The sequence below is a fragment of the Aeromonas sp. TECH754 genome (genome assembly GCF_056279295.1).
This window is the reverse complement of sequence record NZ_JBWBRA010000001.1, coordinates 3,606,695-3,620,494: the sequence shown is the minus strand read 5'-3', so window position 1 is coordinate 3,620,494 and position 13,800 is coordinate 3,606,695. Positions and strand designations below refer to the sequence as shown.

The following is a 13,800-nucleotide window of genomic DNA, read 5'->3' as shown; positions in this document are numbered from 1 at the left end:
ACCGGGGGCGGTGAGGCGTGCCTGTTGTATTGGCTGTTTGTGCTGCATTTCTAAAAACCAAAAGAATAAACCACCACTCTGCTAGCCCTTGCCAGTCAAGGGATACAAAGAAATCCTCTTCTCCGTGATCCCCCTCATCTCCGCCGCTCATCGAATTAAACTGCGATCAATGAATTGATGATCCGCTTCAAATTTCTCGCTATTTAAATCCGTCATTTTGCCGTTTTGTTTGATTTATGTTGGCAATATGTGCCTAATCAAGTGGTTGCAACTTTGATCTGGCCCTCTTCTGGTCAAATCGCCCCGAGTCGGCATGAGGCCGACTGTCTCACCGCAGGATGATGGTGACTTTGGTCAGGGCCTGATGCGCCCGACCCTTTCCTCACGCGAGGTCATATAGACAGGCCCCGTCTTGATGCGGGCCTTTCTCATATTCACCCGGGAATCGGGTGAGATAAATCAATGAAAAGGATGGAAAACATGAAAGGATTATCCTTGGCGTGCGCCTTGTCGGCTGCCCTGGTTGGCGCCTCCTTTGGCGGTCAGGTGCAGGCGCAGGAGCGCTTCGTGACGATCGGCACCGGCGGCCAGACCGGCGTCTACTACGTGGCGGGCCAGTCTATCTGTCGTTTCCTCAATCGCGGCGCCGCCGATCACCAGATCAAGTGCAACGCCCCGGCCAGCGGTGGTGGGGTGGCCAACGTCAACGGTATCCGCAGCGGTGAATTCAACTTCGGCATCATGCAGTCCGACCACCAGTACAAGGCGATGAAGGGGCTGGCCCCGTTCCAGGCCGAAGGGGCCATGGACGACATGCGCGCCGTCTTCTCCCTGCAGAGCGAGGTGTTCACCATACTGGCGCGCCGCGATGCCAAGATCGCCAACTTCGACGACCTCAAGGGCAAGCGCGTCAACATCGGCAACCCGGGCTCCGGCCAGCGCGACACCATGGAAGAGATCATGGCGGTCAAGGGCTGGAAGAAGGGCGACTTCGGGCTGGTCTCCGAGTTGAAACCGGCCGAGCAGGCCTCCGCGCTGGGTGACAACAACATCGACGCCATGAGCTACTTCGTTGGCCATCCGAACGGCGCCATCCAGGAAGCTTCCACCACCACTGACGCCGTGCTGGTGCCGGTGACCGGGGCGGACATCGACAAGCTGCTGGCCGAGAAGAGCTACTACAGCAAGGCCGAGATCCCGGGTGGCATCTACAAGGGCAGCGATTTGCCGACCCCGTCCATCGGTGGCAAGGCGGTGCTCTCCACCAGCGCCAAGGCCGATCCCGAGGTGGTCTACCAACTGGTGAAGTCGGTGTTCGACAACCTGGATCGCTTCAAGCGCCTGCACCCGGCCTTCGCCGATCTGAAGGAAGCCGACATGATCAAGGTGGGCCTCTCCGCCCCGCTGCATGAAGGTGCCGCCCGCTACTACAAAGAGCGCGGCTGGCTCTGATTGACGGCCCAAGGGCCCTTGTGACGCCTCAACACCCGCCTGCCGCCTCGTCTGTCGCAGCGGGTGTTGTTCTTGTTGTACTCGTAGGCAGAAGTAAATCCTATGCAAGATAAAGAACTCTCCACCGAGGAGCTGATCGCCCAGGACGTGGGCGCCCGGTTGCCGCTCGGCCTCATGGGCTGGCTGATCACCGGTCTGGCGCTGGCCTGGTCCCTGTTCCAGCTCTGGATTGCCTCACCGCTGCCCTTCATGCTGGGGGTGGGCGTGCTCAATGACACCGAGACCCGTGCCATTCACCTCGGCTTCGCCCTGTTGCTGGCCTATCTGGTGTTTCCGGCGTTCCGTCGCTCCCCCCGGGATAGAGTGCCGCTTGGCGATATCGCTCTCGGCCTCGTCGCCGCCGGTGCCGCCATCTATCTGTTCGTCATGTATGAGGCGCTGGCCCAGCGTCCCGGTAACCTCACCACCGCCGATCTGGTGACCGCCTGCATCGGCATTCCGCTGCTGCTGGAGGCCACCCGCCGCGCCCTGGGCCCGGCCCTGGCGGTGATCGCCCTGGTGTTCCTCGGCTACAGCCTGGCCGGCCCCTGGATGCCGGGGCTGCTGGCCCACCGCGGGGTGAGCTTCACCGCGCTCGCCAATCACCAGTGGATCACCACCGAGGGGGTGTTCGGCATCGCACTCGGGGTCTCCACCAGCTTCGTGTTCCTGTTCGTGCTGTTCGGCGCCTTGCTGGAGCGGGCTGGTGCCGGCCACTACTTCATCCAGCTCGCCTTCAGCCTGCTTGGCCACCTGCGCGGCGGGCCGGCCAAGGCGGCCGTGGTCGCCTCGGCGCTGACCGGGGTCATCTCCGGCTCCTCCATCGCCAACGTGGTCACCACCGGCACCTTCACCATTCCCATGATGAAGCGGGTCGGGTTCTCCAAGGAGAAGGCGGGGGCGGTCGAGGTGGCCTCTTCGGTCAACGGCCAGATCATGCCGCCGGTGATGGGGGCTGCCGCCTTCCTGATGGTGGAGTACGTGGGCATCCCCTATGTCGAGATCATCAAGCACGCCTTCCTGCCGGCGGCCATCTCCTACATAGCGCTGCTCTACATAGTGCATCTGGAGGCGCTCAAGCTGGGCATGGAACCCATCGGCAACCGTCAGCCCAAGCCCTGGCTGATCCGGTTGACCGGTTTTGCCTTCGGTGCCGCGCTGATCAGCGGTCTGTCGATGGCGGTCTATTACGGTCTGGGTTGGCTCAAGCCGGCGCTCGGTGACTATGCGCTGCCGGGCGTCGCCCTGCTGCTGGTCGCCGTCTATCTGGGGCTGCTCAAGATAGCCGCCAGCAACGATCCGCTGCCCGCCGAGGACCCGGACAAGCCGCTGACCGAGCTGCCCGATACCCGCGCCGTGCTGCTGTCCGGCCTGCACTTCCTGCTGCCGGTGATGGTGCTGGTGTGGTGCCTGATGGTGGAGCGACTCTCGCCGGGCCTCTCCGCCTTCTGGGGTACCGTCATGCTGGTCATCATACTGTTGACCCAGCGACCGCTGCTGAACTGGCTGCGCACCGACGGCAAGCACCACTACGGCTCGGCCCGCGAGGGGCTGGTGGATCTGAGGGAGGGTCTGGTGGCCGGTGCCCGCAACATGATCGGCATCGGCATCGCCACCGCCACCGCCGGCATCATCGTCGGCGCCGTCTCCCAGACCGGGGTCGGCCTGGTACTGGCGGATCTGGTGGAGTTCCTCTCCATGGGCAACCTGCTGCTGATGCTGCTGCTCACCGCCTTGCTCAGCCTGATCCTCGGCATGGGGCTGCCCACCACCGCCAACTACATAGTGGTGTCCAGCCTGCTGGCGCCGGTAGTGGTGACGCTCGGCCAGCAGAACGGCCTGATAGTGCCGCTCATCGCGGTGCACCTGTTCGTGTTCTACTTCGGCATCATGGCGGACGTGACCCCGCCGGTGGGGCTGGCGTCGTTCGCGGCGGCGGCGGTCTCCAAGGGGGATCCCATCAAGACCGGGATCACCGCCTTCTACTACAGCCTGCGCACCGCGGCGTTGCCGTTCCTGTTCATCTTCAACACCGATCTGCTGCTGATCGAGGTGGACTTCGCCCATGGCGTACTGATCTTCATCGTGGCGACCCTCGCCATGCTGATCTTCGCCGCCGCGACCCAGGGCTGGTTCCTGGTGAAGAGCCGCTGGTACGAGAGCCTGCTGTTGCTGCTGGTGGCCTTCACCCTGTTCCGCCCCGGCTTCTGGATGGACATGGTGCAGGATCCCTACCGCGATACGGCGCCGGCTCAGCTGGCCCGGACCCTGGGGGAGGTCGAGGCGGACAGCACACTGCGACTGCGGGTGCAGGGAGAGGATGCGGTCGGCAAGCTGCGCCAATCCACGGTGCTGCTGGCGGTGCCGGCCGGTGCGGATGGGGAGACGCGTCTCGCCAGCCTGGGGCTGGCCCTGTATGAGCAGGATGGCAAGACGCTGATCGACAGTGTCGGCTTCGGCAGTGCGGCGGCGGCGGCCGGCATGGAGTTCGATCAGCAGATCCTCTCCGTCGAGGCGCCGACCGAGCGCGGCTACAAGGAGCTGATGTGGTTGCCCGGCTTCCTGCTGTTCGCGCTGGTGGTCTGGCTGCAGCGGCGCCGGGTCCCTCGTGCCTAGCACACGGGCAATAAAAACGGCGCCTTCAAGGCGCCGTTTTCAATATCGGGGCGGGATCTATTCCGACAGATCCTGCGCCTGTATCTGGCTCAGGGTCTGCTGCTCCAGCGGGCTCAGGCCAAGCTGCTCACAGGCTTGTTCGAAGCTGATGCCTAAGTGGCACATCATGATGTCGATGGCAGGCAGATAGTTGGTCATTGCGTCTTCCATGGTGATCCTCCAGAGCTGTTTCTTATGCCCGAGCCGCGAGGGTGGGGCAATTAGACTTTAGGCGTAGAGCGCCATCTGCTACATCCCCCCTGCCACTGGTCGGGGGAATTTGATACTCTTGCGAGCACAAAAGAGGTTGCCATCTGAGCGCGAGCAACCGATGAGGAGCAGGGCATGTTATTGAGTTTCTTGATCATCGCATCGGGCTGGTGGCATATTCGCACCGCCTATGGCTCAGACTCCCGTCAGTTCTACATCAGCAAGCCGCTGACCATGCTGTTTATCATCGCGCTGGCGTTCGGCTACCAGAGCGACGACCACAATGGCTCCCACGCCTGGATCCTGCTCGGCCTCTGTCTGTCGCTGGCGGGGGACGTGCTGCTGATGCTGCCACGGGATCGCTTCATCCAGGGACTGGCGGCATTCTTTGTCGCACATGTCTGCTATATCGTCGGCTTCGCCCAGGGGCCGCTGGTGCTCAAGCTGGTGGATGGCCTGATGCTGCTGGGGGTGGCGGGCCTGGTGTTCGGCCTGCTGTGGGGCAGGCTCGGGGAGATGAAGATCCCGGTGTTCTGCTACATGCTGGTGATCATCGGCATGGCCTGGGTGGCCGCCGGTGCCTGGCATGCCTCGCTCACGGCGGGCTGCTCCGCCGCCCTGGTGGGGGCATTGATGTTCCTCTTCTCCGACAGCATGCTGGCGCTGGACCGATTCCGGCGCCCCTTCCCCCATGCCAAGGCCTGGATCATGAGCAGCTACTTCGCCGCCCAGTTCCTGATTGCCGCTTCCCTGGCGGGCTGAGCCCCGCCACGAATGCCAAACCGACCATAAAAAAACGGGCCTGCTGGCCCGTTTCTCGTTGCTGCGTCATGCCTCCATCGGCTCGGCGTCGGCGGGCCTGGGGGGCGGTTGCTTGAGCAGCAACATCATGGCACTGGCGATGAGCAGGAAGACCCCCATCACGAAGAACACCTGGTTGTACGCCATGATGGTGGCCTCCCGGTTGATGGTGTTCGACAGCATGGCCTGGGCCTGCAACTGCGCCTGCTCCGGGCCGGCCCCTTGCGCCATCATGCTCTGGGCCAGCTGCAGCAGATAGCTCTGCCCCTCGATGCTGCTGGCGGCCAGGGTGCTGCTGATGTTGCTGAACTGGATGCGGGTATCGTTGTCCAGCATGGTGGCGATCATGGCGATGCCAAAGGCGCCGCCGAGGTTGCGCAACACGTTGAGCAGGGTCGAGGAGGAGGGGATCTCGTCCGGGGTCAGGCTGGCGGTCGCCACCAGGGAGAGCGGTACCATGACGAAGGGTTGGCCGAGCGCCCGCACGATCAGTGACTGGATCAGCTGGGGCCCGGCGTAGTCGGCACTCATGTTCATGTTCATGAAGCAGCTCACTCCGAAGATCAGGAAGCCGAAGCTCACCAGATAGCGCGGATCTATCTTGGTGACCAGCCTGGGTACCAGCGGCAGCACCAGCAGCTGCGGTAACCCCATCCACATCAGCACCTCACCGATTTCCAGCGCGTTGTAGTTGTGGATCTGGGTCATGTAGAGCGGCAGCACATAGATGGAGCCCATCAGCCCCATGCCGAGCACCAGATAGGCGAAACAGGCCATCGCGAAGCGCGGGCTGTGCAGCAGTCGCAGGTTGACCAGCGGGTGGCGGCGCAGCAGCTGGCTGATGACGAAGAAGATCAGCGCCACCACCGAGATGACGGTGAGCCGCACGATGAAGCTGGAACCGAACCAGTCTTCCCGGTTGCCCTCCTCCAGCACCACCTCCAGCAGGCCCAACCCCACCGCCATGGTGAGGATACCGACCAGATCCACCCGTTTGATCACCTCCCAGTCCACCGGCTTCTTGTCCAGCCCGTGGGCCAGCATGGCCATCACCAGCAGGCCGGGCGGCACGTTCAGATAGAAGATGTAGTGCCAGGAGAACTGCTCCGTCAGCCAGCCCCCCAGGGTCGGCCCTATGGTGGGGGCGAAGGTGGCACAGAGGCCGAACAGCGCCATGCCGGTGGCCCGCTTGTGCAGTGGCAGCAGGCTGATGATGAGGGAGAACGCCATCGGGATGAGGGCACCGCCGGTGAAGCCCTGCAGGGCCCGGAACACGATCATGCTGGTGAGGTTCCAGCTGAACGAGCAGAGCACCGAGGCGACGATGAAGGCGCCGGTACTCCACAGCATGTAGCGGCGGGCACTCAGACCCCGGCTGAGCCAGCCACTGAGGGGGATGGCGATCATCTCTGCCACCAGATAGGAGGTGGAGATCCAGGAGCTCTCGCTCAGGGTGGCCGACAGGGCCCCCTGGATGTCCTTCAGGGAGGCGTTGGTGATCTGGATGTCGAGGATGGCCATGAAGGCGCCGATAAGGCCCCCCATGACCGCGATCCAGTTGCGACGCGGAATGGCTTCCATCAGTGAGCCGCGACCACGGGTTCGGGATCACGGGTATCCACTATGACCTCGGTGGAGAGGCCGGGCCGCAGCTTGCCCGCCAGAGCGCCGGGCGCCGGGATGCGGATCTTGACCGGCACCCGCTGCACGATTTTGGTGAAGTTGCCGGTGGCGTTCTCCGGCGGCAGCAGGGCGAACTTGGCGCCGGTGGCGGGTGCCAGGCTGTCGATGATCCCCTCGACCGGTTGATCCGGATAGGCATCCAGGATCACCTCGACCTTCTGACCCGGTTGCATCTTCTGCAACTGGGTCTCCTTGAAGTTGGCCTCGACCCAGACCTGTTGCAGCGGCACCAGGCTCGCGACCTGCATGCCGGACTGCACGTAGAGCCCTTCCCGCAGGCTGCGCTTGCCGATGATGCCGTCGGCCGGGGCCCGCAGCTCGGTATAACCGAGCTCAAGCTTGGCCTGCTCGAGTTGGGCCTCGCTCAGTGCCAGTCTGGCCAGATTCTGCTTGGCCTCGGCATCCAGCACCAGCAGGCGCTCGCGGGCGGCCTGCAGGGCGGCCTTGGCCTCCTGCATCAGGGCCTGGTTGACGCGCAGGCCCGCCTTCACCTCGTCCAGGTTGTCCTGGGAGCTGTAGTTGCGCAGCTTGAGCTGGCCGATGCGATCGACCTGTTGGCGGGAGCGTTCCTGCTCGGCATCGGCGGAGGTAACCTTGGCCTCGGCCTGGCGGATCAGGCTCTGCTGCTGGATGCGGGTGGCGGCGAGGTTCTCGGCCGTCGCCTGATTGAGGTGCAAGTCAGCCTCGGCCTCGATCACCTTGGCCTTGTATTCCCGGTCGTCCAGGCGGGCGATCAGCTGTCCGGCCCTCACCTCCTGGTTGTCGGTCACCAGCACCTCGCTGATATAACCGGGCAGCTTGGAGCCGATGCCGGTCACCTCGCTCTGCAGATAGGCGTTGTCGGTGCTCTCGAAGTAACGGCCGTGCAGATACCAGTAAGCGGCGAACAGCACGCCGAGCAGGGCCAGCAGCAGCGCGGCCAGCAGGGGGATCTTCTTGTGTTGACTCATGATTTTGGTGTTTCCTGAACTGTGGGGGGCAGGCTAACATCGGCCGACTGTTTCGATTAGTATCCATTCATGAGATATACAGTTTCACTGGTGAGACAATGGACCTGAATGCCGCCTTAATTCTCGTGCGCATCGTCGACAAGGGCTCCTTCACCGCCGCCGCCCAGGAGCTGGGGATGACCAAGGCGACGGTCAGCCGCCGCATCGCCGAGCTGGAGCAGCGGCTTGGCGCGCGGCTGCTCTACCGCTCCACTCGCCAGCTCACCCTGACCGAAGCCGGTGAGCAATACTACCTGCGCTGCAGCAAGGCGGTGGAGGAGTTGGCCCAGGCCGAGCTGATGCTGAGCGCCAGCCAGCAGGAGGTGACCGGTACCCTCAAGCTGGCGGTGCCCATAGAGACGGGCCAGCTGGTGGTCGGCCGGCTGGTGGCGAATTTCCTGCAGGCCTATCCGGGCCTGCGAGTCGATCTGGAGCTGACCAATCGCATCGTGGATCCCATCAGCGAGGGGTTGGATGCCATAGTGCGGATCGGTGACATGAGCGACTCCAATCTGGCGGCGCGGCGCCTGTGGAGCACGGAGCGACGGCTCTGCGCCAGCCCGGAATACCTGGCCCGCAACCCGGCTATCAGCAGGCCCGAGGATCTGGTGCAGCACCAGCGGGTGGCGGTCAGCAGCGGCTTTCTGGCCTCCCATTGGTGTTTTGAACTGGATGGGCGCGAGGTACTGGTTGACCCTCCCGCCAGATTCAAGGTCAACAACATTACCTGTGCCAGGGAGGCGGCCAAGGCCGGGTTGGGGCTCGCCTCTTTGCCCGCCATGTTGTGCCATGATGAGCTGGCCGGCGGCTCCCTGGTATCCCTGCTGCCGGACTGGCAGCAGCCCAAGGTGCCGATTTACCTGCTGTTCCCCGAGCGGCGACTGATGCCACGCAAGCTGCGGGTCTTTATCGATTTTCTGATAGCCAACGGGTCGCAGTACGGCATCGATAATTTGTTGTGAGCGGTGATTCTGACAGGGGAGATGAGCATGGTCATTGAGCGCACTGTGAGGGCAGCGGATGGAGCCGTTGACTGATCGGCATCGGGCCTCCCATTCCCTGAAAGCCTACGCACTGAACTGGTGGTGGCGCTGGCGCCGATGATGACATCGACAAGCAGTTTCGAGGACAAGGCATGGAACCATGGATTAACTTGTATCGGGCCTCTCACTCGCTGGAAGCTTATGCCCTGAAGGGGGCGCTGGAGGTCGAAGGCGTGCTGGTGCGGCTCAGCGGGGAAGGGCTGTCGGGGGCGCTGGGGGAGTTGCCGGTGGATCTGTTGCAGGTCACCCTGCTGGTGCGCGAGCAGGATCGCAGCCGGGCAGGCAGGATCATCGAGCGCTACCAGCAGCGCCAAGGCAATGGCTGGCTATGCGGCCAGTGCGGGGAGGAGAACGGCGCCAACTTCGACATCTGCTGGCGTTGCCACCACGATCCCCACGATCACTGAGTTCCTTTATCCTCAAGCCGGCTCTCGCTCGTTGACAAGAGAAGAGGGCCGGGAGTCGAGATCATCCGCAGGTGTCGGCAGGCACTTCAGCGCAGGGTGAAGTCGATGTCCTCGCCCGCGTTGGCATCGTGATAGGTTGCCAGATCCAGCTCCCCCTCGCTGCGGGCGATCAGCACCGACACCAGGATATCCCCAGATACGTTGACCGTGGTGCGCGCCATGTCGAGCAGGCGATCGATGCCGGCGATCAGCGCCACCCCTTCCAGCGGCAGGCCCACCGCGGTGAGGGTCAGGGTCAGCAGCATCAGCCCGGTGCCCGGGGTGCCGGCGGTGCCGATGCTGGCCAGGGTCGCGATGCTGATGATGGTCAGGTAATCCACCAGATGCAGATCCACTCCGAAGGCCTGGGCCACGAACAGGGCCGTCACCCCCTGATAGAGGGCGGTGCCGTCCATGTTGATGGTGGCGCCGATGGGCAGCACCTTGGCGGTGATGGCGGGAGAGACCCCGAGCCGGCGCTCGGCGCAGGCCAGGCTGATGGGCAGGGTGCTGCTGCTGGAGCTGCTGGTGAAGGCCACTGCCTGGGCATCCAGGATGCTCTTGAAGTAGTGCAGCGGGTTGAGGCGAGCCAGCAGGATCAGCAGGCTGCTGTAAACGCCGAGCACGTGCAGCAGGCAGCCGAGGTAGACGGCCCCTATCACCTTGAGCAGCGGCAGCAGCAGATCCAGCCCGTACTTGCCCGTCATCCAGGCCATCAGGGCACAGACACCGTAGGGCGCCAGCGTCATCACCATCTGGGTCAGCTTGAACATGCCCTCCGCCAGTGAGGTGAAGAACAGGATGGCGGGCCGGCCACGGCGGCCGCTGGCGTTGAGGGCGAGGGCGAGAGCCACCGCGAACACGATCACCTGCAGGATCTTGCCGTCCACCATGGCCTGGATCGGGTTGCGCGGCACCAGGTGGCTGAGCACGCTGGCCAGGGTCGGCTGGGCCAGTACCCCGGTGCGCTCATAAGGACCCATGTTGGCGCCCATGCCGGGCTCCAGCAGCCAGCCCATCATCAGGCCGATGCAGATGGCGATGGCGGTGGAGAACAGATAGAGGGTGATGGCCTTGCCGCCGATCCGATCAAGAGTCTTGCCCTTGAGCAGGGAGGTGAGGCCGGCGATCACGGAGCAGAAGATGAGCGGCACCATCAGCATCTGTATGGTGTTGACGAACAGGACGCCGATGGGCTTGAGCAGCAGCGCCTGCTCACTGAAGCCGAGCCCGAGCCCTATTCCGGTCAGCATGCCGAGCAGGGTCTTCAACCAGAGCGGGCGGCGGGTCCAGATCCGCCAGGGTTTGAGGGCCAATCCATGGAACAGCATGACGCCAATGTCCTTATTTTTTGTCTGCGATGGCAAAGAGGGGCGCTAGTGTAGCCATCCCCCATTCAGGTTGCCACCTTATCGACAAAGGGGTGCCCACGGCCAGCCCAAGGGTGTTAAAAACGCCAATTTATTGGTTTATATCAAGATCGGATTTGGCCATTCCGGGTTTAATAAACATCTGACATGATAATTAACGAGGTTTGAGATGTCCCAGTCGATACATGGTCACGAAGTGATGGAGATGATGCTGACCCAGGACGGCCAGTTTACCCGTGCCAGCCTCAAGCAAGCGATCGATCAGCATTTCGGCGCCGAGGCCCGCTTTCACACCTGCAGCGCCAGCGAGATGGATGCGGATGCCCTGATCGAACTGCTGGCCAAGCGCGGCAAATTCATCGAATCGGAGCAAGGCTTCCAGACCCGCGCAGACAAGATCTGCAATCACGGCTGAGGCCGGCGGCGAGCCGCGTCCTGCGGCTCGCGCAATCCCCTTCCCTTTGTTAGTATTTCCCCCTCTTTTCCTCTGCCAAAGGCTTGGCCCGGGCATCGCCCGTCAATCGTATGGATACTTTCTCCGCTGCCGTCATGTTGTTTCTGATCATGGATCCGCTGGGCAACCTGCCGGTCTTCCTCTCCATCCTGCGCCACGTCGATCCCAAGCGGCGGCGCAAGGTGATGATCCGTGAGCTGTTGTTCTCGCTGGCCATCATGCTGGCCTTCCTGTTTGCCGGTCAGCAGATCCTGAGCTTCCTCAATCTGCGCCAGGAGGCGGTGAGCATCGCCGGCGGCATCATTCTGTTCCTCATCGCCATCAAGATGATCTTCCCGACCCCCGGTGGCGTGACCGGGCTGGCCGCCGGCGAGGAGCCCTTTCTGGTGCCCATGGCCATCCCCATGATTGCAGGCCCTTCCATCCTGGCTTCCCTGCTGTTGCTGGCGAACCAGGAGCCGACCCGGATGGCGGACTGGTCACTGGCCCTGCTGCTGGCCTGGGGGGCGAGCGCCGTGATCCTGATGTTCTATGAGCTGTTCAACAAGCTGCTGGGTGAGCGAGGACTCACCGCCGTGGAGCGGCTGATGGGCATGCTGCTGGTGATGATCTCGGTGCAGATGCTGCTGGACGGCGTGCACCACTATCTGGCGGTGACCGGTCAGGGCTGACCGGCCAGCATGATTGCGTGAATGAACGGGGCCGCACTGAGCCCCGTTTTTTTGCCTGTGATACGGCGCACCGGCAATCAGGTGAGCTCGGTCGCCGAGGTTTTCAGCTTGCTCATGATAAGGGCGACAAGGTCTCCCGCAGCCAGCGCCGGTGATCAGGACCCGTCGGTTGTCGAGGCTTCCAGCTTGTTCATGATGAGGGCGAGCAGGGTCTCTCGCAGCCAGCGATGACCCGGATCCTCCTCGTGACTCTGATGCCAGATCAGCAGGTGGGAGATGCTGTCCAGCGCGATGGGCAGTGGCAGTGGCACCAGCGGATAGACCTGGGTCGCGTGGCGGGCGTAGAGCCTGGACAGGGTAACAATCATGTCTGAATGCATCGCCATGCGCAGCGCCGCCTCGAACGAGGGCACGGTCGCCTCGATCCGGCGATAGAGATCCTGCTCCGCCAGCTTGTGATCCAGCATCCAGCGATCCCGCCCCTCGCAATAGGTCTGCACGTGGGGATAGGCCAGGTAGCGGGCGAGATCCCAGTCGGCCTCGTGCAGCGCCGGGTGATCCTGCTGCACCAGGCAGGTCAGGTCATCGATGGCGAGCAGTCGCTGGCAGATGGCGTTGGGCAGGGTATCGAGCCGGAAATCCGAGGTGATGCAGTTTTCCCGCACCGTGAAGGCGATGTCCACCTGGCCCTGGCTCATCTCGGTCAGGCTGTGCTCGGTCCACTCCTCGTAGCGCAGCCGGATCCCCGGTGCCTGGCGCTTGAGCTCGCTCAGGTAGAGGGGGGCGAACAGGGTGAAGGCGCTGTCCATGCTGGCGATGACGAACTCACGCTCGGTGTGGGCAGGATCGAAATCCGGCGGCTGGATCAGGTTGTCCAGCGACAGCAATATGGGTTGCAACTGCTGCTGCAGGCCGAGGGCGCGGGGAGTGGGTTCCAGCCCGTAGGCGGAGCGCACGAACAGGGGATCGTCGAAGGTGTCCCGCAGCCGGCCGAGGGCCTTGCTGACCGCCGATTGACTCAGGTGCAGGCGACGGGCTGCCCGGCTGCCATTGCGCTCTTCCAGCAAGACTTGCAGGATAATCAATAAATTAAGGTCTATGCGCCCGAGCTGTTCCAGCAACATGATATGAATCCCCTTCAATTCTTCGATGAATTTATACCATTTGTTTTCATATCTTGGCGACCTTATGCTCGAAACGTCTCACGCCTTCATGGCGACTGCTACAGGATGTAGTAGTTGAGGGGGACAAGTAGCACCGACTCGTACGGCGGCCATGGGTCGCCGTATTTTTTTGCTGATTGATTCGCAAACTTGCACCTGCCTTGATTTCGCCCAACAATCGCTATGCATTCTTTTGATACAAACTATCGGTATCTATCAGTCAGGAGTATCCCCATGGGACTCGGTGGAATTCATATCTGGCATTTGTTGATCCTGCTCGTGGTCGTCGTCCTGGTGTTTGGCAGCAAACGCCTGGCCGGTGCCGGAGAGGATCTGGGCACCGCCATCAAGGATTTTCGCAAGGCCTTGCGTGACGATGATACGCAGCCGAAATAAGTAGGAGTTGAGTGATGTCTGTAAAAGAGATAGTGCAGGAAACCTGTGACAGCTGTGGCAGCATGGCCGAGATCGGCACCATCATAGGTGAGGGTGACGAGCTGATGGAGCTGGTGATCGAGGCCGCGACAGAAGCCGATGCCCGCGCCAAGCTGGCGGCCTATGAGGCACTGGCCAAGCAGGTGACCGCCGAAGCCAGCGTCAGCAGCGAGCTGAGCCAGGGTGCCGAGGGCGTGATCCTCAAGGCTCGCCTGCAATTTACCTGCACCGCCGAGAAGCTGATCTTCGAGTTGCGTGCCCGCTCGCTCTGAGCGTTGTGATGATACGGCAGGTCCGCCTGCCGTATTGACTCTGCAGCCGTAGCTCCCCGTTCTATAGTGAGTTATCCCACGGATGACTCGCCCGATGCGAATCGGCCAACAGAAGGA

At 62.7% G+C, this 13,800-nt stretch carries 14 protein-coding genes; 9 read left to right on the top strand and 5 right to left on the bottom strand.

Features of this window, described 5'->3' with window-relative positions; translation table 11 throughout:
* The first annotated feature begins 480 nt into the window (after positions 1 to 480).
* Positions 481 to 1,452: a TAXI family TRAP transporter solute-binding subunit gene (locus ACZ9IL_RS16450; protein ID WP_476004462.1), complete on the top strand. Its 972-nt coding sequence runs from the start codon at positions 481 to 483 to the stop codon at positions 1,450 to 1,452.
* 102 nt (positions 1,453 to 1,554) lie between these two features.
* On the top strand, positions 1,555 to 4,107 hold the full coding sequence (locus tag ACZ9IL_RS16445) for a TRAP transporter permease (protein ID WP_476004461.1): 2,553 nt from the start codon (positions 1,555 to 1,557) through the stop codon (positions 4,105 to 4,107).
* A 57-nt stretch (positions 4,108 to 4,164) separates the two neighbouring features.
* Here ACZ9IL_RS16445 and ACZ9IL_RS16440 read toward each other — a convergent pair whose 3' ends face one another.
* Complete coding sequence (locus tag ACZ9IL_RS16440) at positions 4,165 to 4,317, bottom strand: hypothetical protein (RefSeq protein ID WP_476004460.1); 153 nt, start codon at positions 4,315 to 4,317, stop codon at positions 4,165 to 4,167.
* Positions 4,318 to 4,491: 174 nt separating this feature from the next.
* Between ACZ9IL_RS16440 and ACZ9IL_RS16435 the strand changes: the two genes are divergently transcribed.
* Entirely contained in the window at positions 4,492 to 5,118 is a 627-nt protein-coding gene (locus ACZ9IL_RS16435; RefSeq protein WP_476004459.1) for a lysoplasmalogenase, read from the top strand.
* Between the two features lie 66 nt (positions 5,119 to 5,184).
* Here the strand turns inward: ACZ9IL_RS16435 and ACZ9IL_RS16430 are convergent, their stop codons facing one another.
* Both ACZ9IL_RS16430 and ACZ9IL_RS16425 read right to left on the bottom strand, forming a co-directional pair.
* A complete protein-coding gene (locus ACZ9IL_RS16430; protein ID WP_476004458.1) occupies positions 5,185 to 6,738 on the bottom strand; it encodes a DHA2 family efflux MFS transporter permease subunit in 1,554 nt (517 codons plus the stop codon).
* Positions 6,738 to 7,790, bottom strand: a complete 1,053-nt coding sequence (locus ACZ9IL_RS16425) for an HlyD family secretion protein (RefSeq protein WP_476004457.1) — start codon at positions 7,788 to 7,790, stop codon at positions 6,738 to 6,740. Before ACZ9IL_RS16425 ends, ACZ9IL_RS16430 begins: the two co-directional genes overlap by 1 nt.
* A gap of 98 nt (positions 7,791 to 7,888) precedes the next feature.
* Here ACZ9IL_RS16425 and ACZ9IL_RS16420 point away from each other — a divergent pair, with 98 nt between their 5' ends.
* Together ACZ9IL_RS16420 and ACZ9IL_RS16415 are read left to right on the top strand one after the other, a co-directional pair.
* On the top strand, positions 7,889 to 8,791 hold the full coding sequence (locus ACZ9IL_RS16420) for a LysR family transcriptional regulator (protein ID WP_476004456.1): 903 nt from the start codon (positions 7,889 to 7,891) through the stop codon (positions 8,789 to 8,791).
* A 173-nt stretch (positions 8,792 to 8,964) separates the two neighbouring features.
* Positions 8,965 to 9,279, top strand: a complete 315-nt coding sequence (locus ACZ9IL_RS16415) for a putative signal transducing protein (protein ID WP_042642752.1) — start codon at positions 8,965 to 8,967, stop codon at positions 9,277 to 9,279.
* Between the two features lie 86 nt (positions 9,280 to 9,365).
* Here the strand turns inward: ACZ9IL_RS16415 and ACZ9IL_RS16410 are convergent, their stop codons facing one another.
* Positions 9,366 to 10,649 carry a dicarboxylate/amino acid:cation symporter gene (locus ACZ9IL_RS16410; protein ID WP_476004455.1) on the bottom strand — a complete coding sequence of 428 codons (1,284 nt, stop codon included), beginning with the start codon at positions 10,647 to 10,649 and terminating at the stop codon, positions 9,366 to 9,368.
* Between the two features lie 208 nt (positions 10,650 to 10,857).
* On the opposite strand from ACZ9IL_RS16410, the gene ACZ9IL_RS16405 reads away from it, so the two are divergent.
* Positions 10,858 to 11,103: a YecH family metal-binding protein gene (locus tag ACZ9IL_RS16405; RefSeq protein WP_476004454.1), complete on the top strand. Its 246-nt coding sequence runs from the start codon at positions 10,858 to 10,860 to the stop codon at positions 11,101 to 11,103.
* Positions 11,104 to 11,213: 110 nt separating this feature from the next.
* Positions 11,214 to 11,813: a YhgN family NAAT transporter gene (locus ACZ9IL_RS16400; protein ID WP_042642758.1), complete on the top strand. Its 600-nt coding sequence runs from the start codon at positions 11,214 to 11,216 to the stop codon at positions 11,811 to 11,813.
* A gap of 155 nt (positions 11,814 to 11,968) precedes the next feature.
* On the opposite strand, the gene ACZ9IL_RS16395 is transcribed toward ACZ9IL_RS16400, so the two are convergent.
* Positions 11,969 to 12,937: a LysR substrate-binding domain-containing protein gene (locus tag ACZ9IL_RS16395; RefSeq protein ID WP_476004453.1), complete on the bottom strand. Its 969-nt coding sequence runs from the start codon at positions 12,935 to 12,937 to the stop codon at positions 11,969 to 11,971.
* Positions 12,938 to 13,210: 273 nt separating this feature from the next.
* On the opposite strand from ACZ9IL_RS16395, the gene tatA reads away from it, so the two are divergent.
* Both tatA and ACZ9IL_RS16385 read left to right on the top strand, forming a co-directional pair.
* Entirely contained in the window at positions 13,211 to 13,372 is a 162-nt protein-coding gene (gene tatA / locus ACZ9IL_RS16390) for a twin-arginine translocase TatA/TatE family subunit (protein ID WP_100858833.1), read from the top strand.
* A 14-nt stretch (positions 13,373 to 13,386) separates the two neighbouring features.
* On the top strand, positions 13,387 to 13,683 hold the full coding sequence (locus tag ACZ9IL_RS16385; RefSeq protein ID WP_476004452.1) for a YfcZ/YiiS family protein: 297 nt from the start codon (positions 13,387 to 13,389) through the stop codon (positions 13,681 to 13,683).
* Positions 13,684 to 13,800 lie beyond the last annotated feature (117 nt).